This is a genomic window from Vibrio sp. FF266 (assembly GCF_041439695.1).
GTDB classification, from domain to species: domain Bacteria; phylum Pseudomonadota; class Gammaproteobacteria; order Enterobacterales; family Vibrionaceae; genus Vibrio; species Vibrio tasmaniensis_A.
Genome location: NZ_JBGOOO010000005.1, coordinates 139961 through 161786, shown reverse-complemented (window position 1 = coordinate 161786; position 21826 = coordinate 139961). Strand labels below are relative to the sequence as shown.

The following is a 21826-nucleotide window of genomic DNA, read 5'->3' as shown; positions in this document are numbered from 1 at the left end:
CTTATTTAACCACGCTCCTAGAGCGTGGTTTTTTTCTATTAAGCCATAGATAAACGATACTCTGGTTGAACGAACTCAGGCCTTCCTACAAGTATTCACACAGGTAAGCTGTCGCTTCTTTAACCTGTAAATCGAATGAAGAGTCACCCGCAACGTCAAAAGACTCACCAGATTGGAATGTCGTCCAATCGTCATCGCCAACACGCTTTACAATTAAAGCACCTTTAACAACAGTCATCTTTTCCGGAGCTGCAGTACCGAATGTGTATTCACCAGCGGCCATCACACCAACACTCACATCAGCACCAGACTGGTTAAACGCTAACGACTTAACACCGCCTTCAAAGTATGTATTTTCTTTAATCATTGTACTTCCTTGTTATCTCAAAATTGCATTACTAGGCTCAACGAATAAGCCTATGCGTAAATTTAGGTGCTAATTGTTTTAACCAATTCGAGACTGTCCTACAAGAAATAAATGAATATAGCTTAGGATCTGTTGACCTTTCGAAGTTAAATTTCGTTCGAGATGAAATCATTTTAGGCGTGGCATTGGGTATACAACCTAATCATTCTAAGTAAATATTCCTTAACAAAGCATGAAGACTGAATGTGTGGGTAAAAAATCACTGAGGCAGTTTGATTCAAAAGAACATTCGATCCTGCTTCTAACTCTTATAAGAACCTTTGCAACCTATCGTTTTATTTTATAGAATCATCACCAGTATGAGTAACTAAAATGAAGAGATAATGGCTAAAAATACCACGAAAAGCAGCGATATATTGGCCAATTCGTTACTCTACGCCTTCTTAATGGCTGGCTTTATGATTGCCCTCACCGTCGGCTATTTTGGCTACCAAGCCTACCAAAAATCTGTAAGCCCAAGTAACGTCCATGGCACATGGATCGAGATTGGTGCTCCACCTTACAAAACAGATATTCTTACACTTTCCGATGATGGTGTGATGATGAACTATCGTTTCATCAGTACCTCGTTTGATTTTGATGGCAAAGATGTCACGATCAACACAGGTTCAGGCCCAACGATTTATACCATTAGCGGTACCTACAATTCACCTCGTTTAAAACGGTTAGTGCCTAACACACCATCCAAACAATTCATAAAAGAAGGGTATGAAGATACTGTTGCGGGTGATACTCAAGGACTCATGCAGCAACGACGCTCAGTATTAGCTGAGCAATTCAAAAAATAATACTTTCAACAGCGCTTTGTTTAGTAACCCCTCTTGCATCAATACTACCTGTCTCTTACAAGCACCGGTATGACGTGCTTCAGATTGTGATACTGCTTCAGTTCACGATATTTAATAATAGCTTGCCGCACTTTTTCATAACTTCATGTCGTGTAATTTCACTTATGAGACTTTCCTTCTGAGTGAGGTTTTATTTTATAAAACATGGACTCAGCCTCTCATTCATTAAGCAACAGAATTGTAACAAGATACAATTTTTTAGTTGTCCATCGAAAACGGATTTATTTTCAGTCATGAAATTAAAACTCTCTCGAATACTGACGGGGAAGCTCCTTCAAAACTGACGGGAGCCGATTCTAGGACCACTTGGTTCTAAACCTTCAAGGAATGAGAGAAATAGTATGATTCGTATAAACACCTGTGCTGCGAGTATTGCTCTAGCGCTATCTGGTACAGCATTGGCCGCGCCAACAGCACCTAGCATTGATATGTACGGTTCCAACAACCTACAGTTTTCTAAAATTGAACTCGCGATGGAAACAACCTCTGGTTACAACCAGATGGTTAAGTATCACGACAAAGCAAAGGTCGATGTCAAGTTCAACCAATGGAGCGGAACATCAGGGAACACTTACAACATCTACTTTGATGGCGTTAAAGTTGCTACTGGCCCAATTACTGGCAGCCAAACTACAGCTTCATTCGAGTATGGCCAAGGCGGCTTATTTGAGATGAAAATCGAAGCGTGTGATGAAACAGGCTGTGCCAAAAGTGCACCCGCTCAGATCACCATCGCTGATACCGATGGATCACACCTAGCGCCACTTTCGATGAATGTGGATCCAAACAACAAGTCATACAACACAGACCCAAACACGGTAGTAGGTACTTACTTTGTTGAGTGGGGCATCTATGGCCGTGATTACACAGTCGATAACCTACCTGCTGACAATTTGACCCATATCCTTTACGGCTTCATCCCAATTTGTGGTCCTAACGAATCAGTGAAATCAGTAGGCGGTAACAGCTACAACGCACTCATGACAGCGTGTCAGGGCGTTAACGATTACGAAGTGGTGATTCATGACCCATGGGCGGCTTTCCAGAAGAGTTTCCCTCAAGCAGGACACGAATATAGCTCACCTATCAAGGGTAACTACGCGATGATGATGGCGCTAAAACAGCGTAACCCTGATTTGAAGATCATTCCATCGATTGGTGGTTGGACGCTGTCTGACCCATTCTTCGACTTCACAACTAAAGCTAACCGAGACACCTTCATTGCATCGGTTAAGAAATTCCTTAACACGTGGAAATTCTACGATGGTGTAGATATCGACTGGGAGTTCCCTGGTGGAGGCGGTGCGGCGCCAGACCTTGGTGACCCTGTGAATGATGGCCCAGCTTACATTGCACTGATGGCAGAACTTCGCACTATGCTTGATCAACTAGAAGCGGAAAACGGTCGTACTTACGAGCTAACTTCTGCGATTGGTGTCGGTCACGACAAGATCGAAGACGTGAACTATGGTGAAGCAATCCAATACATGGATTACATCTTCGCAATGACTTACGACTTCTACGGCGGTTGGAACAACGTGTTAGGCCACCAAACAGCACTGAACTGCGGTAACTTCATGCGCCCGGGTCAATGTGATGGTACAGGGCTAGATGAAAATGGCGAACAGTACACAGGCCCAGCCTACACTACAGACAACGGCATCCAATTGCTTCTTGCGCAAGGCGTTCCAGCGAACAAACTTGTGGTTGGTACAGCAATGTACGGTCGTGGTTGGGAGGGCGTATTACCGTCATCACTTTCAGATCCTAGCGATCCAATGACAGGCGTGGGTAATGGCAAACTAACCGGCAGCTCTGCGCAAGGCGTATGGGAAGATGGCGTTATTGACTACAAAGGCATAAAAGCGAACATGCTTGGTGCAAACAACCAAGGCATCAACGGCTTTGAATATGGCTACGACGAAATGGCAGAAGCGCCTTACGTTTGGAACCGTACTTCAGGCAAGTTGATCACATTTGATGATGACCGCTCAGTGAAAGCAAAAGGCGCATACGTTCGTAGCCTTGGCCTTGCGGGTCTATTCTCTTGGGAAATTGATGCGGATAACGGCGATATCCTAAATGCGATGCATGAAGGTCTAGCAGGTGGAACTACTGACCCTGTAAACCGTAAACCAACCGCAGCAGCGGGCGCAGATCAATCGGTTGAAGGCCCTGCTTCTGTTTCTCTAGATGGCAGCGCTTCAAAAGACAGCGACGGTACAATTGCGAGCTACGCTTGGTCACAAGTAAGCGGAACTGCGGTAACGCTAGCCAGCGCGAATGCGGCTGTTGCGAGTTTCGATGTAGTGGAAGTCACACAGCAAGAGACTCTGACATTCAGCCTAACCGTAACAGACAACGAAGGCGCAACGTCAACAGACACAGTTGTTGTCACGGTAAACCCTAAGAACACAGGCCCAATCAACACAGCTCCGGTAGCAGTGGTTGCAGCTCCGGCTGAAGCCAATACGGGTGACGTTGTTGTGGTTGATGCTTCGGCTTCGAGCGATGTGGATCAAGACACGCTGTCCTTCACGTGGGATGTACCTGCAGGTATTGATGCTACTGTTCAAGGCGCTTCAGTAAGCTTTGTCGCGGCTGAATACACGCAAGATACGACACTGAATTTCTCAGTGACAGTCAGTGATGGTACAGAGACATCAGTCGCGGCTACTTCAGTGAAAGTTCTTAAGAAAACCACAGGCGGTGGCACGTGTACTAACGCTTGGGATTCAAGTGCGGTCTACAATGGCGGTGATCAAGTGACTCAAGGTGGTAAGATTTGGGAAGCGAAATGGTGGACAACAGGTGAAGATCCAACAACGACTGGCCAATGGGGCGTGTGGAAAGAGATCGGCCCAGCAAGCTGTGCTAACTAAAAGTAGGGTTTAACTAAACACCAACTAAGCGTCAACTAAACACCTAAAATTAAAGGCCAACCAAATAATGTCTGGTTGGCCTTTTTAGTGTTTGTTTTCTTAACCTGCGTTCTACTGACTTACGCTCGTTAGGCTTAGCTAATCAAGTTATCAAAGCTCTCGAACACTTGTGGGCACTTCATTACTCGTCCGTGGCCTTGCCCTTGAGTTGCAATCAAGTTAACGCGACCCATTTCATAGGCTGCACGCTTCGACACATCAAACTTAGTAAACTTATCTTGTTCATCATGAACAATGATAGTTTGAGACTCACGAAGCGCTAGCTTTCCATAAGGATCAACAGATTGAATCGGGTAGTTAAATTGCTCTTCTACTTCTCCGACTACCGCCTCAAACAGTTTCATTGAGTAACCAGAACGAGCAACACTGCCAAATAGGTTTTCTAGATAATCCAGTACAGGTGCAATCAGCAACAGCGGCTTGTTTTCCAATTTAACGTGCTTACATTCCAATGCAGAAGCCGTACCCATGCTGTGACCGACCAAACCTGCTACCTCCCCAACCGAATCTAGAATCGCTTCCAAGCCATTCACAAATGCAGGGATATGACCATGTACACCATCACTGCCACCGTGCGCCGGGTGATCATAAGCCAGAGCCGTAAAACCTTTGGCTGCAATATGTTCCATCAGAGGGAAGAACTGACTCGCGGTGCCAGACCAACCATGAGTCAGAACCCAAACTGGACCCGAGCCCAAAGAATACGTTTTTAAGACGCCATCACGACCTTTGATTTCACTCTTGATAAGCCCTTGCGGATCGGCATTTTTCTGCTCAGTACGCATTGGAGTGAGCAGCAGCTTACGTGCCGTTTTCTTCGCATGACTTGGCGCTAAAATGTAGTGCAGATTGGTTGTAGCGCCAATCAAGCTACGCTTGAAGCTAAATTTGTTCGATGTATTGAAATAGATTTTGTCACTCATGACCGTTCCTTGTATCGCCATCATTGTTGGCGGATCGAGCTCGGCCCTAAAATCGAACGACCGTGCTATTTGTTAGTATAAAAAATGGCGAAAACGCTATTTATGACTGCTTGCCGCCACTTCTCTTAAAATCTTTTGCAAACCTTAACTAAGCAAGGTCACATGCTTTGCGAATTCCATGATTTTCGAACTTCATGATTTGCGAGCTAAGTGGCTTACGAGTTAACCTGCTGTATGTATTAAACAGCTTTCCAACTGGCTACCAAGCGCTGTACACCACTCCAAAAATGGGTGTGGCTCGCTTGTTGACCTCGTAACGAGTAGAACAAGTTCGCACTCAAATAAAGGCCATATAATTCAAAGGTTGCCTGTTTGGGATCTAAATCGGCCCTGAACTGTTTGCTCTCAACCGCTTTTGCTACCTGAATCGTCAAGTAATCAATCCACACTGAAATGGTTTTCTGCAGTGCCTTCTGAATCACAGACGTTTCGCTGCCTGCATCTTTCCAAGCATCAATAAACATACAGCTGCCTTGGAATGAATGGTTCCAACCCAACCAATTGTCGAGCAACTGTTTCAATTTCGCTTCGATATCACCATCCCCCAGCTTTCTTGCGGGAATAATGACTCTCTCAGTGAATATGGCGTTGGAATATTCCAGTACAGAGAGTTGCAGGTTCTCTTTAGAGTTGAAGTGTGCAAACAAGCCACTCTTAGACATACCACATTGCTTGGCTAACTCACCAATCGTCAAACTCTCGAGACCATTCTCACTCGCAAGCGCGAATGCATGGCTCAAAATATACTCTTTGGTTATCTTTCCCTTGCTCATTATTCACCAATAATAAATCTCATGTTTCATTTTTAGCACGTTCGTTCTTTTTTTCAAGGTTTTTTACTTAACCCTTGGTATTCATTTTGTCTTATCAAAGAACTGTGGAAAAATGCGACAGTATTCAAAGGAAATTGAAATCGACTAACAAAGGAAAAACAATGAACACACTTTGGGAACAGTTTGCGTTTTCGGCGTCAGTAACAGGCCCTATCTGTTTAATGCTGTTTCTTGGTGTGATGCTCAAGCGAATCGGTTTGATCAATGATAATTTCATTGATGTCGCGTCCAAAGTGGTGTTTCAAGTCACCCTACCCGCGATGCTATTTCTGAGTATTGTTCAATCGAATCACAACTTTTCAGCCAGTAGCGCGTTAGTTGCGTTTGGCGTCATCGCTAACTTTGTCTTTTTCTTGTTCACGATTTTCTCAACCAAGTTGGTATTCAAAAGCTCTAAAGATCAAGGTGTGATCATCCAAGGTGGATTCCGCGCTAATACCGCGATCATCGGCCTCGCCTACGTGGCTAATATTTATGGCAACCAAGGCGTGGCATTGGCTGCTATCTATGTCGCATCTCTGACCGTACTGTATAACATTCAAGCCGTGATAGCACTGACACCCAAAGGCAAAGACACCGGCGCTAAAGCCATTAAAGTGATCGCCAAGTCCATCACCAAAAACCCGTTAATCATCGCTATTTTCTTAGCAGTCGTCTTCTATGCACTTTCAATTCCGATTCCAAAAATGGTGACTGATGCTGGGCAATACTTTGCCAACATGACTTTGCCTTTGGCTCTACTTTGTACTGGTGGTTCTCTAGATATTAGTTCGCTTAAACAAGAAAAGTTGTCTACGTGGTTCGCCTCTAGTTACAAGTTAATCGCCTCACCTTTACTGACTACACTGGCTGGTTGGTACTTAGGGTTTGAAGGGCTCGATCTCGGACTTATCTTCTTGATGAGCGCAGCACCAACGGCAGCGGCAAGCTATGTTATGGCGCGTGCGATGGGAGGAAACTCAACACTCGCGGCTAACATCATAGCTCTTACTACTGTTGTTTCTCTTATCACTTGTACACTAGGTATATTTGCACTCACTGCAATGGATTTAATATAGCTGCGACAAGCTTCAAAAAACCGACACAAGCCTTGAAACAAAGGTCATAAGCCTTGATTTAGGACTAACTGGTTGGGCATAAAGGCTGCTAGATTTCGTAAAAATTTTACTGAGAGATCTGATATGTCTTCCGTTCAACATACGCCTTCACAACACATCGCCAGTATCGAGTTAGGCAGAGTGATTGCTATCTTGGCGATCATTGGTTTGCACGGCCAAATGGCACTCACTTATTGGCAAATAGATGAAGTGCCTTGGATCGGTTATGTGCTCAACCAAACCGCTCGTTTTGCCGTGCCTCTGTTTTTCCTAATTTCCGGTTATCTTATTCAGCCCAAGTTGACTGCATCCCCGTGGCAAACCGTCATTAATTATTCTAAACCACTGCTTAAAGTATGGTTGACATGGAGCATCATTTGCTTAGTGATGCCATTCAACCTCGCGAAGGTAGAAGAGTTTGGCTACCTAGGTGAGCGCCAAGGCTATTGGGGTTTCTTAATGAACACGCCACTTAACTCTTTCTTAGAGGGTGGATTGGTTCATTTATGGTTTATTCCCGCTCTCGTATGTGCCGTTTTGATCATTGCTTTGATCGTCGAAATGAAACTCGACAAACTGCTATTACCAGCGGCTATTGTACTTTACGTTTATGGTGTTTTAGCGGGCAGCTACGCAACGCTAACCGGGTTAGAAGCACCCTTCTTCACGCGTAATGGCCCGTTCTTTAGCACGTTAATGGTGACCTTAGGTTTCCTTATTCGTCAGAATCAATGGAAAGTGTCATCAACTAAAGCGTTGGGGCTATTAGCGTTAGGCATGTTGATTCACTTTGCTGAGGCGGCATGGCTCACCACGTTCGACGTCGGATTCAACATGAATGATTTCTTGTTTGGCACGGCGCTATGGGGGATGGGCGTGTTTATGTGGCTTTTGGCTAATCCAAACATGGGTAACTACGCTTGGGTTCGTGCCATTTCAAATCGCATGCTGGGTATCTACGTCAGCCATTTACTGATCATTATCATACTGTTCAATGTCTGCGGAGTATTGGGCATCACTGAGCTAGCTAAAGACATCACCGTGTTCTTCGGCACCTTTACCCTGAGCTTTATATTGATCGCTGGTATAGAAAAAACGCCACTGCGCCACTGGTTACTTCGTTAGTGCTCATCTAGCCAACGACGTATTACAGGCCTAGTGACCCCCCTCAGTCTGTAATTTGCCCCGATGTAACATTCTTTTCTGCAATGAGGTTCGCCTTGCCAGTGAAAGCACTAACTCGCTTTCACTGGCAACTTTAAACTCCAACATCCCTTTCCCTCTTATGCGTTACTCTCTTTTAACCACTGACGTGGCGACACACCCGATACATGCTGAAATGCGCGTGAGAAACCTGAATAACTGTTGTAACCGACTTCATCGGCAACCCAGTTGATGGGCTTATTTTGCAGTAACAGAGATTGAGCAACGGAAACACGCCACTTTTGCACGTAATCTCCCGGCGTTTCACCCACCTCACGCTTGAACGCTTCTATAAACTGAGTTCGAGACATCGCGGCCAATGACGCCATTTCTGCAACCGAAAAGTGACGAGCAGGCAACCGGTGAATAGCCGTCACCACAGCAGCAAGCCTTGGGTGTGCAAGAGCAGAGAAAACGCCGCTATCGATTTTTTGCTGTTCAATGAGATGACGAAAAATCAACGCCATCAACGCATCACTCAACTTGTCCATTAGGTATTGCTGCCCTGACGATTGTTGTCCTGAAGATGCTTGCCCCGACTCTCGAAACAGCACCTCAATCACAGGCATTAAGTTCGGTGCATCTTCAAACGGAATCACTATCATGTCGGGCAGAGCCGATAATAAAGGATTCATCTGCCCTGAACGATACTCCACGTTCGCACACACAAGCTCAGCACCTTCTCCCACACCTTCAATTACATGTGGTGTGCTATTCGGCAGATAAATAATACAGGGCTGAGAAAGCTGCCTGCATTCCATATGAGCACCAGATAAGGTCAACTCGCCCGCTCTCAATACGTGAAGGTGCCCTTCTTTGCCTTGTTGCGCGTTAAATGACGACACCCCACACAGGTTTCCAGAATAGAAAACGCCAGTGCGTATCGAGAAGTGTTCCATTAATTGTGACAGCAGATCCATGCACTCTCCGAACGATTCGCTTAGTTTTTAGTTCTTTTGTCCCTTTATAGACCGGACAAGTGGGCTAAATTACTTCAAACAAAATAACCAACACTGACAAGGAACTTGATATGTCACACATGAAATCGACCAGTCAAAAAGTCACTCTATTGGCCGCGTTACTAGGAACCAGCTTTTCGTTAATGGCAGCAGACCTTGATATGAGTGTCGACAACAATGACCTCGCCATTAAAGGTTATGACCCTGTCGCTTACTTTGCCAATGAGGGGCCAGTTAAAGGCACATCTGAATTCACAGCGACTTATAAGAATGCGATTTATAACTTTGTGAGCAGTGAAAACCGAGATGAATTCCGATCTAACCCATCGGCTTATGCACCTCAATATGGTGGCTATTGTGCCTTTGGTGTGGCAATGGGTAAGAAATTTGAAACGGACCCACTAGCTTGGAAAGTAGAAGGTGGGAAGCTGTACTTGAACTTAGATAAGTCAGTTCAAAAGCGTTGGCTGGAGAATACGCAAGAATTCATCCAAGACGCCAACAGCAATTGGACCACTATAAAAACCGTGGATGCCTACAAGCTTTAAGTTCTAGGTTCTAGCCTTCAACGTTTATCCATTGCCCACTAACAAAACGGAAGCGACCGAACGCTTCCGTTTTTATTTTCACGGCTCAAATACAAATAAGCAGCCAATTATTGATAACACCAAGATAAACAGCGATGTAACGCTCAAATCAGAGAGAAATCAGTGCGATTTCAGCACGAATCAAAACCATTTTTATTCTATACTCCTAAAGATAAGCTTTTCTTTTCATGGAAGAATAATGATATTACCTAGGATTTTAGCAATCGGACTCTATGCTTTATCAACACTGACTTACGCTGCTCCATGGCAGTTCGTGAAAAGTGAAGATGGCATCATCATTGATAAGAGACCTCACACTGAAGGCTTGGTAGAAATACGAGCACAAATGCAAACGCCCACCACTTATTCTGGTTTTTTGCTGTTATTGGAAGACAGCGCGAACGTGCCAAACTGGATAGATAACGTATCGGAAAGTCGTGTTTTGATGCAGATATCTGAGGATGAAAATATCGTCTATACCCAGTTCAAAGCGCCTTGGCCTGCCAGAGACCGCGATATGGTGACCTACTCAAAATACAGCGTCGAGGATGGGCAGTTTGTCTTGTCGATCAAGGATGCGTCTGATTATTTGGCGAAAGAGTCGGGATACATTCGAATTTATGATGTAGATGCCTTATGGACTCTGCAACCGCTCACCAATGGTAATACCTATATCACCTATACCGCTTACGCGAACGCAGGTGGCATCCTGCCAAATTGGTTAATGAACAAATTATCGATTGATAGTGCACTGAGCACGTTTAAAGGGCTAAAAGAACAATTACAGAAGTACCAAGGCCAGCAGCACCCTAACCTGCCAAGTGAGTCTCGCTAGCGATACCAGTCGATGGGTAGATAACTAGGTAGCTAAGTAAGTGAGTAGATAAGTGGTAGATAAATAGATACTAAGGCCTTCTAGCGAGGTCGCGAGCTAAGATAAGTGCTAAACCAAACACCTGAAGAAACAGGGCAATATTCTTGTAGAAAGCCATTTTTTCATCGAGCCTTTGGATTAATTCAACCAAGGTCAGATTATCCAAATAGTAGTCATCAATTCGTGCTCGTTGGGCTTCTTGAGCACTGTTTATCAGCATCATAAGCTTGGGTAAATTAGCCAACGAGATGGCTGGCACCTCCTCACTCACCCAACTCCGGAGTTGGCCGCGCAGCGCTTCATCGAGGATGGTGGCAGGTTGAGCGGTTTCTGTTGAGGGTTTATCTAGGTGGATCAGAATGGCTTCACGCTTGCGCTCTAAGGTTTCGATCGTATTCCAGGCCAGTTGTATTGAGTACACATTACCGTATTTACGATCGTTGTATTCCGATTTTTCCGCTTCAATTTTGTCGAGCACCAAGCTCGACATGACAATAGCCATGACGTTCAGTATGAGACCTGCAAGGACAATCGCCCAAGCAGGGGGAAGGCGCAATGCCATAATGCTCCCTAGAACATTTTATCAAAAGGTAGGTAAGCTAAGTTTAGGACAATCAAAGAGATCATGCAGATAAGCGTCAACACCATGCCCACTTTTCTACCCTTTAAGTTTTTTGCCAGAATACCTTTTGCATGAATCACACGCCCCAGAATAAATGCAACACCAATGGCATGAATAAGCCACACACTGGCACCATTCATCTCCAAAAAGCCCATCAAAATAACCGTAATTGGGATGTAATCCATTGCATTACTTTGTGCGGAACGTGCTATCTGTAGCGACTCAACACCGCCATCTGCATGAGCAACCAGATTGATTCGTCTTTGCTTAATGACTTCTATCGCCAACCAAATCATTACGACCGTCAGCAAGGCTGCGTAAAGTGCTGTAACCATTATATTTTCCTATTACTTTGAGTTTGTTGAGCGTATTTCGCTCACCTATCGACGGATGAGTTCGACAACGAATGATATTCGCGCCCGAACATTTGTAAGAGATCTCTCACACCGAACGTAAGAGATCACAGTCAAGCTTCGCAGAAAAAAGTAAAATTACAAACCCAACCCCTTGTTTTATATGAATCCACGCATATTTATTTTAGTTAACGAGGATATTTATTTCCTAAGGCTAATTGCGAATAAAGCCTCCAAAGTGTTTAATACTCATGTCGACAGGGAGTTGGCAGGAACAGGAAAAAGCCTAACGGATTAGGTATCTTCAGGATGAAGATTTGATGGCTTAGGATGAGTGATCAGCAAGGAAGTTTTACTCTAGGATAGAGTCACTTGTCAGGATGATGAGTTAGCATGGACACCGCTAGGAAGGCGATGGATTGGATAGGTTAAAGGATTTAGCCAAATCAAGGAACGATGCAAGGAGCATACGTGACCTTATTAAAAAATAAGTAACAACGTCAGTAGCAGGATGGCTACGAAAAAGAATAAACCCCGTTTGGTGAAAGCCAAACGGGGTTTCTTTTTTCAACATCGAAAAGCTATTAGTAACTGATCGTTCAAATAGTAGCTAATCGTTCAAAGCCACGTTACAAAATAATGTTCATAAAAAACATAGCACCAAACGCATTCAATACTGAAATCGCGATCATCACAGGAATATAACGACCTTCAGTACCAATTGGTCCCATGATGCGTCCCATATATTGCACCTGAGAACCCATCAAGTAGATAGCTGGCGCCAAGATAGCAATATGGTTGCCGTTCAGAATGCCTTGGTCAAATAGCGTGATAACCACACCGACTGCACCACCCATCGACATCCACGCGCCAATCAATACTGCTGCCGCTTCGCCCGGTAAACCAAATACCGCCATGATAGGTGCAAACACACTACCCATCAGATCCAGTGCACCAGTAATCTGCAACGCCTTAATAATCACAAACGCCATCAGAACATTAGGTACTGTAGAGGTTGTCGCAATAACCCAGCCTTTCTTAGCACCTTCAACGAAAATATCAGTAACCATTGGTTTCTTTGCTTTAACTTCGCTCATTATGCTACTTCCTCTTCCAGTTTTTGTTCTTTGTCTGATTTTGTTTTGTCTTCTTTACCTTCAGTAATATTGAGGTAAAGGCGGAATAAGTTCGCACCAACAAACTTGAAGATAAACATCACCGCAACAGCAAGACCTATTGACGATGTCACTGCCAAAGAACCATCCATCGCCGTTAGAGTGAACAACACCGCACCTGAAGAGAAAAAGTTAACGATCGCCGCACCCGCAGTAAACTGGAACATGGTGAACACATCGGTTTCACGCTTAGTCAAATGCCCTTCATCTTTGAGCTGACGTGTCATCGCAGCACCCGCATCGGTACTTTGCAGAGAAGCAATCAGTGCCAAGCCTGAGTTGCCCGGAATACCCATTAAAGGACGAAGTAGTGGAGTTAGTAGTTTACGAGCCGCGTCCAGTGCACCGTAGTGCTCAAGTACGTTGATCATACCCAGTGCAAACATCACGGTCGGAATAAGTGTCAATGCAAAAATGAAACCGTCGCGCGCACCACTACCGCCTTTACCACGCAGTGACGTCGTTGCCGCTTGGATACCATCAGCCGACTCACTCACATCGTAAGCGACCTTACCAAATGAACCGTTGAGCGTCGTAAAATCGAGCACTCCATACCATTCATTGGACTGCATTAAGCCTGAAAAGAACACAATCGCGAACGCGAGTGCGATATAGCTGCCGATCGTGACTTTACGATCGGTTTTGGTTGGATTAGTCATAAGGACCTCTATACATCTCGTTTATGTGGAACAGAACACGTATAGATAGTGCAAACTAATGAGCAAAAGGTTAATGACCAAAATCAAATAGTGCATCGGTTTAAATAGAAGAACCAAAGCAACATATAAAACTGTGATTCAAATTTTAAAGTAGAGGTATACGCTAAAAAAATTAGAATACTTCTCATACAAAACTAAACAAACCTAGCTTCAACACCGCAACCAAAAACGCACATAATCGCCACAATAATCAGGCTTCGAATAGAAAGCTCAAAAAAATCTTTCATCGTGATCTCACGTTTTCACCCAATCTACTGTTTTCTATATAATCTATTGAATTATTAAGATATCTATCACACTGAACAGGGTTATTTAGGTCTACGCTTTTACCCGTGTTAATAACTGATTAACTTCGGAGCGTAATCCATGTTAGGTATCCAGCTTTCTGCTGTTCTCTCTTTATTATTTTTTTCTACGGTAGCAGGCGCTGCCACTTCTCAGTTGGGAGAGCCGCTCAAACTAACCAGTTCATTTGCTGGCTACCTATCGCTGACCATTTTCGTTGTCGCCTACATCGTGGTGATGATGGAAGAATACCTAAAACTCCGAAAATCCAAGCCAGTTCTACTTGCAGCGGGCCTGATCTGGATAATCATTGGTTTTACCTACCAAGAACACAACCTTGTTGAAGTCGCCAAACAAGCGCTCGAACACAACTTACTCGAATACGCCGAACTATTACTCTTTCTACTCGTCGCCATGACATACATTAGCGCCATGGAAGAGAGAAGACTGTTTGATGCGTTGCAAGCGTGGATGGTAGGCAAAGGCTTTAACTTTCGCTCTTTGTTCTGGATAACCGGTATTCTGGCCTTCTTTATCTCACCTATCGCCGACAACCTCACGACAGCTCTACTGATGTGCGCTGTGGTTCTTAAAGTGGCAGGTTCTAACCCTAAATTCGTCAACCTAGCCTGCGTGAATATCGTGATAGCCGCCAATGCTGGCGGTGCATTCAGTCCATTCGGAGACATCACAACGCTCATGGTGTGGCAGGCTGGCTATGTGAGTTTTAGTGAGTTTATTCCTTTGTTTATTCCTTCGGTGATGAATTACCTCGTCCCTGCGTTGATCATGTCTTACTTTGTACCCACCACTCAGCCCGACACAGTCCATCAACACGTTGAATTAAAACGTGGTGCGAGGCGCATCGTATTCTTGTTCATCATGACAATAGCGACCGCTGTTGCTTTCCATGCCGTACTCCACTTCCCTCCAGTAATGGGCATGATGATGGGGCTCGCCTATCTGCAGTTCTTTGGCTATTACTTACGCAAGACTTTGCCCAACTCACTCGCCAAGAAAAAGGCGGTAGCGATCGCCAATAACGATGAAGGCGCCCTGAAACGACTCGGTTCTGTTGTGCCATTCGATGTATTTCGAAGAGTTTCTCATGCCGAATGGGACACGCTTTTGTTCTTCTACGGCGTGGTAATGTGTGTCGGTGGCTTGAGTCTACTTGGTTACTTGGAATTAGCTTCGGGCGTGATGTATAGCCAGTGGGATCCAATTTGGGCCAACGTCATGGTGGGGATCTTATCGGCTATTGTCGATAACATTCCGGTGATGTTTGCCGTGTTATCCATGGAACCCCAAATGTCGATGGGCAACTGGCTACTGATCACCCTAACCGCGGGCGTTGGCGGCAGCTTATTGTCTATTGGTAGTGCCGCTGGTGTGGCATTAATGGGGGCTGCACATGGTAAGTACACCTTTTTTGGCCACTTAAAATGGATGCCAGTAATCATGATTGGTTATGGGGTCAGTATCGCCGCTCACCTATGGCTGAACGGTGATATGTTCTAGTCTAAAGGGGAATCAACTAAAGGCTTTTCAACACGTGTCCAGACGTTGCTTAACTGCACTGCTGGACACTGGTTGCAGGTTAACACTGCTCCTTCTTGTTGAATACGCATCATCAGCCCAGAATCCACTCGGCTATTTCCTGAATTCAACTCGATGTTAATCAAATCATTTTCAATACGATAAGTTCTAGTGACCGTGTTACCGATTGTTTAATAGGTCATTTGTCCTGACTCAAAAAGTAGATAGCTGTTATCGTCCGCGTTCTCATACATCCCTTTGAACAAAACAAGCTGCGGTACTTCAAAGGGGCGACTAGTATCAGTTAAACAACCGGTCAGCAATAACACACTAGTGAAAGCTATTATCAGAAAATGATGGTTATTCATTTGGGCATCCTTGCCTAAAAAACATGGCTAAATAATATGCAACCAAATCATTATTTTCCAGAAAGTGGCGAATTTATTGCAAAGTCACGTTTTTATTGCAGAGTCACGCTTGAGGCCTCTTAATATTCCTCCTCAGTCGTACAAACCTTCAACCTTAACCGACAGAACAGAGTTTCAAGTCGCTAGCTAAGTAGCTTTCTAAGTTTGTTTTCTTCCCTCAATCACTAACAAGCGTTGTTTACGTTCTACGCCACCCGCATAACCCGTCAGCTTTCCATTTTTACCTATCACACGATGACACGGCACAATCACAGACACCGGATTTTTGCCATTCGCCAAACCCACTGCACGCACCGCTTTTGGGTTACCAATCGCATCGGCCAATTGTGCATAGCTCCATGTTTCTCCATAAGGAATGGTCATCAGCGCTTGCCAAACCGACTGCTGAAACGGAGTGCCCTTGGCTGCGATAGGCACAGAAAACTGGATAGCTTCACCAGCAAAATAACGATCGAGCTGTTTGATAGCCAACGCAAAGATCGGAAAGCTATCATCTTGAACACCTAACTGTTCAGGCTTGGTAGTGTGAGTTTCAAACCAAAGGCCGAGCAGCCCTTCATCGTTCGCCTGTAACGTCACGGTTCCTAGTGGACTTTGATAATAAGTAAAACGGTTAGTCATAATCTCTCCTAGCTTGGTAATTCCGATGTTTATTCATTGCTTCTATATCAGAGAGGTATCTCTATTCCACTTGAAACATCGTTTAAGACTGATTCCAACAATGGAACGTGGCGTAACTTCCCCAAGGCGAAACACTCTCTGTATTAATGGTAGGGCGATGCTCGATGAATTTCTTCACCACCAAATCGCCTACTAGCAAGTGGTTAGGTTCACTGAGCCCGCGCAGCAGCGCATATTGAATCGTCCAAGGACCAATACCTTTGAGATCAATCCACTTAGAAGGATGCTCAGCTTCGTTATCGACCATGTATTGGGCAAAACGCTTTAAGGTTTCCTTACGACTTCCCGGCATCCTTAGAAAGCTCACATCAGCATCAGCTATTTGTTTAGGTGTAGGGAAATACGCTTTCTCTGATGAATCAGCAATTTGTTGTAAGTCAGAGCACTCTTGTGAATTAGCTTGCTCTTGTGAATCAAACACCTGATATGAACCTGAGAGCTTTCGCACCAACAAGTTGAGCTGACCAATGGCCGCTGTTACCGAGACTTGCTGCCCGAGAATAGCTCTTACTCCGGCTTCCCAAGCACTCCACACACCAGGGATACGAATACCACTCTTAGCCACCAAGTTGGGATCAATGGTGCTAAAGAAATCTTCAACTTTGCTGATATCAACATCAAGGTCGAACATACGTCGAATATTGGCGATCAAACTTCTTAATTGGCTCATATCATCCAACTCAAACTCAATATCCAAACTGCTCTCTTTGGCTAAAGTGGCCTTGAACCAGCCCTTCGAGCCGTTCACGTTCACTGTGCGTTGGTAATAACCGTCGCCCACCTCTTCTAAGCCTTCGATCATTCGTCGTCGATAAAAGCCCAGCAAATGATCCCAGTCCAACGGGCCATGGAAACTGAGTTGGATATGATTACTTAGATTGTTACTTGGCTTAGCTCTTCGTATTTGACTTGGCGAAAGCTGAAGCTCTTTTTGAAAGGCATCATTGAAGCGGCGCGTGCTGTTAAAACCACTCGCAAAACCGACATCGGTAATGCTCATGCTGCTGGTATGCAGTAACTGCTTGGCAAACATCAACTGGCTATAAAGGCTATATTGCTTCGGTGACACCCCGATGTAATTGTCGAACAAGGTTCGTAAATAACGATCTGAGATGCCTAGTCGAGTGGCAAGGTCGACAATCGACCCCGAATTCAGCGCACCGTTGTCGATTAATTGCATAGCTCGCAGAAAGGTAGTTTCAACACCTTTCCAAGCCGGAGAAAAAGGCGCGCTGTCTGGTCGGCAACGTAAGCATGGGCGATAACCCGCTTTCAAAGCCTGAGCTTGATGAGAAAAGTATTCGACATTTTCTTCTTTGGGTGGGCTTGCAGGGCAAATAGGGCGACAAAAAATCCCGGTGGTTTTCACCGCTGTGAAAAACATCCCATCAAAGCGAACATCTCGCGCATATCGAGCCAAATGGCACTGCTCACTCGTTAACGCGCTGTTGTGATGAATATTCTTAGACATACTCTGTCCTTCTCATTAGCCATACTGTGCTCCAATAACTAAAAGTTTACCGTGAACTGTTATTGTCGCTAGCCATTTTCGGAACTGAAGGTTAGATAAATCACAAAAAAGGGTTTTCTTTTCGCTCAATTCGACTAAATTTAACCTTGAGAAAGGATTATTCTCACAACGTCAACGAACGGTACTCAGCACATTAAGATGCAGAGACCTATCGAATAATAAGGAAAAGGCTATGGTTCTTCACACATGTCGTATTGTTTTATCAAACCAACAGGTTCTCACCAGTCAATCAGTCGAACAGTCTCTAAGCTTTCTTGAAGACGAAGCGGATAAGGGGATTTCTAAGATTGAGATTGACGCAACGGATGGCAATCAAATCCATTCTTACATGTCACACTCTCTTGAAGAGTCTATCGAGAATCTAATGAATCTCTAGAATTTTCGAAGAATAGTGCTTTGAAGTGATAGGGCTTTTAAAAAAGGTTACGCATACCAGGCTTAAACGGTTTTATCCGAGTTAGGGTTATCTCTGATTTGGAAAAGAAAATCATCTCTGGTTTAAAAACAAAAATGGCTCCCAACTATATAACTAGTTAGGAGCCATTTTTATTTAGTCAACAAAGCATATTGGTTACAGAAACAGCTGTTACTCTGGTGTTTGTTCAGCGGCTTGTTGCAACGTGTAGGCAGTCGATGGGTCAATTTCATTAACCAACTTCTCAACCTGAATGATCGCATCAACCGAAGTACTGCTTTTACGGTAGCTCAGGTAAATTGGACGATACCAGTCTTCAACCCCTTTGACCTTGTGCAATTGACCCGACTCGATAAAAGGTTCAACCATAGAAACAGGTAAATACGCACTGCCACCTTTCTCTAAGATAAAATCTAAAGCGATACGAGCTGTTGAGGTACGTAGATACGGCGCAGGCACTTTGGGGTGACGCTCGGCGTGTTCAGAACCAAAACGCGTTCCCCAGTCTACATAAACGTATTTATGTTGGAATACAGATTCCAGATCATCTTGCTCCGTTGATACCAACACCAAAACCAAGTCAGCGACTTTTTTACAGTTCAGCTCTTCCGCTTTGATCTGATCGAAAGCAAAAGCCATGTCTAAGGTTCGTTCTAGCAAATTACGGTTCAGCTGTTCGCGACCCATCACCTCGGCCATAAAGCCGTAGCCACCGAAAGAGTCGGTCACCACACTTAAGCAGTTTTGTAGATACGCATCCCAGATATTCGGTGTGCCACCCAGTGTTAACTGCAACGCTTTTCCACTCTCTAACGACAGCTCAAATTTGGCTTGTTGTAAGGTGGATACCATCACTTCAGCATAACCAATCAAACGCTCACCAGAAGAGGTCAGCTTGATGTTATTGCGGTCACGAATGAAGAGCTGAGTATCAAAATAGCCTTCAAGCTGTTTAATCCGCGCACTCACCGCTGCTTGTGTTAAATACAAGTTTTCAGCTGCACGCCCAAAGTGGCGCACCCTTGCAACCTCAAGAAAGGTTCTAAATACTTTCACATCCATCAAAAATACATCTCTGTAATAAATCTGCTAACTAGCCGATCTAGGATTGTTTATCGTAAAGGCAAAAACGTTTTGTTTCCTATTTTAGCCTTTTAACAATATTTTCGCGTGAGCAATAAACACTAATTTCTATCTAACCACATTACTGAGGCTGATATGTCTGAGACCGAATTCCGACACGGAAAAAAACGTTTTTATGACACCATTAAATTCCCACGAGGGTTTGCTAAGTCGGGTGATTTTACTCTTTCAGAAGAGGAAATCCTAACCTTGTTTGGTGACACTATGCTTGCACTTGAGACTGGCGAACTTTCGCCAAGCAACTCAGAAGAAAAACATTTCATCAAAGTGTTGTCTCACCCTCATAAGGCGAAGTCCAAGTTAGAGCGTGTTTGGTTGAAGTACATTCAACTGGCTCGTGGACGCCGTCGCTTTCATACCCTAAACGGCTGCAAACGCAGCGAAGTTTCTCGGGAAGAATACGAAAGAGAGTTAGTGTTAGAAGATTAGTAAAACAGCTCAAAGTGATACCTCATCACTTTGAGCTTTTTTTGGGTTCATCTCGGATTAGCGGGAACTTAAAATAAACTCGCATCTTCTTCGTAATTAATAAGTTTAGCCAACCTGTCCAGTTTTACCAATATTTATATAAAATTCATAGTGATACCTTTGAATAATCACTATTCTTAAATATACCCAATGATAATTCACGCCTGTCGGCGAAACTTCCTTATTTTTTGTACGGCAGTGCCACATAGCCACCATACTTTGATCGCATTTTCATTGCCCCCTTACTCTTCATCCAATAAAGTTTGTTGATCCTTCAGCCCCTGAATCAAATCCATCCGACGATATATGACAAACGTATTAATCTTGTTTAACGCCACCAAATATCCATACAATAATTGTGCAATTTTGAGAATTCCAATCACAGATATGATCAAAAAGGCAAAAACTTGACCTAAAACAATAGCGGAATCTGATAACTTATTTTATAATGCGAATTAATGTTTCAGAACACTATAATATTTAATTTCTAGGGGCAAAATCAATGAGACTTATTCCATTAAGCAACAAAGCAAAAGTAGGTAAATGGGCTGCTCGTCATATCGCAGATTCGATCAACAAATTCGCTCCAACTGCTGAGCGTCCATTTGTACTAGGTCTTCCTACTGGTAGCACACCTCTAACTACTTACGCTGAGCTAATTGAACTTTACAAAGCTGGCGAAGTAAGCTTCAAGCACGTTGTAACATTCAACATGGATGAGTACGTTGGTATCGACCCTAACCACCCAGAGTCTTACCGCACATTCATGCACGAGAACTTTTTCAACCACGTTGATATCCAAGCAGAAAACATCAACCTGCTAGACGGCAAAGCTGAAGACATCGATGCTCACTGTGCAGCATACGAAGAGAAAATCCGTTCATACGGCAAAATCAACCTGTTCATGGGCGGCGTAGGCATCGACGGTCACATCGCATTCAATGAGCCAGGTTCTTCTCTATCTTCACGCACTCGTATCAAAACGTTGACTGAAGACACTCGTATCGCGAACTCTCGTTTCTTCGATGGCGACATCAACCAAGTTCCTAAATACGCACTAACTATCGGTGTTGCTACTCTTCTAGATTCTGAAGAAGTAATGATCCTTTCTCTAGGCCACAACAAAGCGCAAGCGCTTCAAATGGCTATCGAAGGTTCTGTAAACCACATGTGGACTGTTACCGCTCTACAGATGCACCGTAAAGCTATCATCGTTGCTGATGAGCCAGCTCAACAAGAGCTAAAAGTTAAGACTCTTCGCTACTTCCAAGAGCTAGAAGCTGAGAACATTCAAGACCTATAATTTGATGTAGATCTTGATTGTAGAATTAAAACCACTTCTTCTATCGGAAGTGGTTTTTTTTTTATGTCACAATCGCTATCAACTAAAAAATATGGAAATAGACATGTTGTTGAATGAAATTGTCGAGGTCATCGAACTGACTGACAGTGATTACCTCTCAGAGGCATTAGAAGAGTTTAATCTACATAACGTAGTTCACTCTAACCACCTTCCTTTTTTGAATATTGTCTACGATAACGCCAAGCCACACTTGCTAAAAAAACTGTGCAGCATTGGCTTTAAAGGACAAATTCAATGTGAAAAATTGATAAGCGGTGACTATATTATTTTCAATGCAGACACCTATACGCCCGAACAAGCTAGCTCAAAATTCAGGTAAAACAGACTTCAATTTATTAGGAACTGACTTAA

General features: G+C 44.1%; 22 protein-coding genes and 1 pseudogene. 11 read left to right on the top strand and 12 right to left on the bottom strand.

From position 1 onward, the window contains the following. Window positions 1-85: 85 nt before the first annotated feature. Complete coding sequence (locus tag ACED59_RS06440) at window positions 86-367, bottom strand: pyrimidine/purine nucleoside phosphorylase (protein ID WP_009846125.1); 282 nt, start codon at window positions 365-367, stop codon at window positions 86-88. A gap of 383 nt (window positions 368-750) precedes the next feature. Here ACED59_RS06440 and ACED59_RS06435 point away from each other — a divergent pair, with 383 nt between their 5' ends. Continuing rightward, window positions 751-1215, top strand: coding sequence for a DUF2850 domain-containing protein (locus ACED59_RS06435; RefSeq protein ID WP_012601200.1), 465 nt, complete (start codon window positions 751-753; stop codon window positions 1213-1215). 401 nt (window positions 1216-1616) lie between these two features. Further along, complete coding sequence (locus ACED59_RS06430; protein ID WP_017097786.1) at window positions 1617-4157, top strand: glycosyl hydrolase family 18 protein; 2541 nt, start codon at window positions 1617-1619, stop codon at window positions 4155-4157. 134 nt (window positions 4158-4291) lie between these two features. On the opposite strand, the gene ACED59_RS06425 is transcribed toward ACED59_RS06430, so the two are convergent. Next, window positions 4292-5140, bottom strand: a complete 849-nt coding sequence (locus ACED59_RS06425; RefSeq protein ID WP_029223925.1) for an alpha/beta hydrolase — start codon at window positions 5138-5140, stop codon at window positions 4292-4294. 239 nt (window positions 5141-5379) lie between these two features. Then, on the bottom strand, window positions 5380-5973 hold the full coding sequence (locus ACED59_RS06420) for a TetR/AcrR family transcriptional regulator (RefSeq protein WP_017097788.1): 594 nt from the start codon (window positions 5971-5973) through the stop codon (window positions 5380-5382). 161 nt (window positions 5974-6134) lie between these two features. Here ACED59_RS06420 and ACED59_RS06415 point away from each other — a divergent pair, with 161 nt between their 5' ends. Together ACED59_RS06415 and ACED59_RS06410 are read left to right on the top strand one after the other, a co-directional pair. Continuing rightward, window positions 6135-7091: an AEC family transporter gene (locus tag ACED59_RS06415; RefSeq protein ID WP_009846120.1), complete on the top strand. Its 957-nt coding sequence runs from the start codon at window positions 6135-6137 to the stop codon at window positions 7089-7091. Between the two features lie 123 nt (window positions 7092-7214). After that, window positions 7215-8255: an acyltransferase gene (locus tag ACED59_RS06410; RefSeq protein WP_017097789.1), complete on the top strand. Its 1041-nt coding sequence runs from the start codon at window positions 7215-7217 to the stop codon at window positions 8253-8255. Between the two features lie 158 nt (window positions 8256-8413). Here the strand turns inward: ACED59_RS06410 and ACED59_RS06405 are convergent, their stop codons facing one another. Next, a complete protein-coding gene (locus ACED59_RS06405) occupies window positions 8414-9253 on the bottom strand; it encodes an AraC family transcriptional regulator (protein WP_012601206.1) in 840 nt (279 codons plus the stop codon). A 110-nt stretch (window positions 9254-9363) separates the two neighbouring features. Here ACED59_RS06405 and ACED59_RS06400 point away from each other — a divergent pair, with 110 nt between their 5' ends. Together ACED59_RS06400 and ACED59_RS06395 are read left to right on the top strand one after the other, a co-directional pair. Continuing rightward, window positions 9364-9840: a YHS domain-containing (seleno)protein gene (locus tag ACED59_RS06400; RefSeq protein ID WP_017097790.1), complete on the top strand. Its 477-nt coding sequence runs from the start codon at window positions 9364-9366 to the stop codon at window positions 9838-9840. A 238-nt stretch (window positions 9841-10078) separates the two neighbouring features. After that, entirely contained in the window at window positions 10079-10714 is a 636-nt protein-coding gene (locus ACED59_RS06395) for an START domain-containing protein (protein WP_009846116.1), read from the top strand. A gap of 70 nt (window positions 10715-10784) precedes the next feature. On the opposite strand, the gene ACED59_RS06390 is transcribed toward ACED59_RS06395, so the two are convergent. The 4 genes from ACED59_RS06390 to ACED59_RS06375 form a co-directional block, all read right to left on the bottom strand. Then, complete coding sequence (locus ACED59_RS06390) at window positions 10785-11315, bottom strand: hypothetical protein (RefSeq protein ID WP_009846115.1); 531 nt, start codon at window positions 11313-11315, stop codon at window positions 10785-10787. Between the two features lie 8 nt (window positions 11316-11323). Next, window positions 11324-11710 (bottom strand): MAPEG family protein, encoded by a 387-nt coding sequence (locus tag ACED59_RS06385; protein ID WP_009846114.1) that lies wholly within the window; start codon window positions 11708-11710, stop codon window positions 11324-11326. A gap of 647 nt (window positions 11711-12357) precedes the next feature. Beyond that, window positions 12358-12825: a YjiG family protein gene (locus tag ACED59_RS06380; RefSeq protein WP_017097791.1), complete on the bottom strand. Its 468-nt coding sequence runs from the start codon at window positions 12823-12825 to the stop codon at window positions 12358-12360. After that, window positions 12825-13562 (bottom strand): nucleoside recognition domain-containing protein, encoded by a 738-nt coding sequence (locus ACED59_RS06375; RefSeq protein ID WP_009846112.1) that lies wholly within the window; start codon window positions 13560-13562, stop codon window positions 12825-12827. Before ACED59_RS06375 ends, ACED59_RS06380 begins: the two co-directional genes overlap by 1 nt. A 426-nt stretch (window positions 13563-13988) precedes the next feature. On the opposite strand from ACED59_RS06375, the gene nhaD reads away from it, so the two are divergent. Continuing rightward, complete coding sequence (gene nhaD / locus ACED59_RS06370; protein ID WP_012601208.1) at window positions 13989-15428, top strand: sodium:proton antiporter NhaD; 1440 nt, start codon at window positions 13989-13991, stop codon at window positions 15426-15428. On the opposite strand, the pseudogene ACED59_RS06365 reads toward nhaD, so the two are convergent. The 3 genes and pseudogenes from ACED59_RS06365 to ACED59_RS06355 form a co-directional block, all read right to left on the bottom strand. Further along, window positions 15425-15814: pseudogene (locus tag ACED59_RS06365) on the bottom strand (hypothetical protein). The gene nhaD and the pseudogene ACED59_RS06365 overlap by 4 nt on opposite strands. 198 nt (window positions 15815-16012) lie before the next feature. Then, window positions 16013-16495: a methylated-DNA--[protein]-cysteine S-methyltransferase gene (locus ACED59_RS06360; protein ID WP_017097792.1), complete on the bottom strand. Its 483-nt coding sequence runs from the start codon at window positions 16493-16495 to the stop codon at window positions 16013-16015. Window positions 16496-16577: 82 nt separating this feature from the next. After that, window positions 16578-18026, bottom strand: a complete 1449-nt coding sequence (locus tag ACED59_RS06355; protein WP_017097793.1) for an AlkA N-terminal domain-containing protein — start codon at window positions 18024-18026, stop codon at window positions 16578-16580. Between the two features lie 232 nt (window positions 18027-18258). Between ACED59_RS06355 and ACED59_RS06350 the strand changes: the two genes are divergently transcribed. Beyond that, window positions 18259-18462, top strand: a complete 204-nt coding sequence (locus tag ACED59_RS06350; protein ID WP_012601212.1) for a hypothetical protein — start codon at window positions 18259-18261, stop codon at window positions 18460-18462. A 210-nt stretch (window positions 18463-18672) separates the two neighbouring features. Here ACED59_RS06350 and ACED59_RS06345 read toward each other — a convergent pair whose 3' ends face one another. Continuing rightward, complete coding sequence (locus ACED59_RS06345; protein WP_029222811.1) at window positions 18673-19563, bottom strand: LysR family transcriptional regulator; 891 nt, start codon at window positions 19561-19563, stop codon at window positions 18673-18675. A gap of 156 nt (window positions 19564-19719) precedes the next feature. Here ACED59_RS06345 and ACED59_RS06340 point away from each other — a divergent pair, with 156 nt between their 5' ends. From ACED59_RS06340 to ACED59_RS06330, 3 genes are all read left to right on the top strand, one after another. After that, a complete protein-coding gene (locus tag ACED59_RS06340) occupies window positions 19720-20073 on the top strand; it encodes a DUF413 domain-containing protein (RefSeq protein ID WP_017097795.1) in 354 nt (117 codons plus the stop codon). A 541-nt stretch (window positions 20074-20614) separates the two neighbouring features. Continuing rightward, window positions 20615-21415, top strand: coding sequence for a glucosamine-6-phosphate deaminase (gene nagB, locus ACED59_RS06335; RefSeq protein ID WP_009846106.1), 801 nt, complete (start codon window positions 20615-20617; stop codon window positions 21413-21415). Between the two features lie 103 nt (window positions 21416-21518). Further along, entirely contained in the window at window positions 21519-21794 is a 276-nt protein-coding gene (locus ACED59_RS06330) for a hypothetical protein (protein ID WP_017097796.1), read from the top strand. The last annotated feature ends 32 nt before the right edge of the window (window positions 21795-21826 follow it).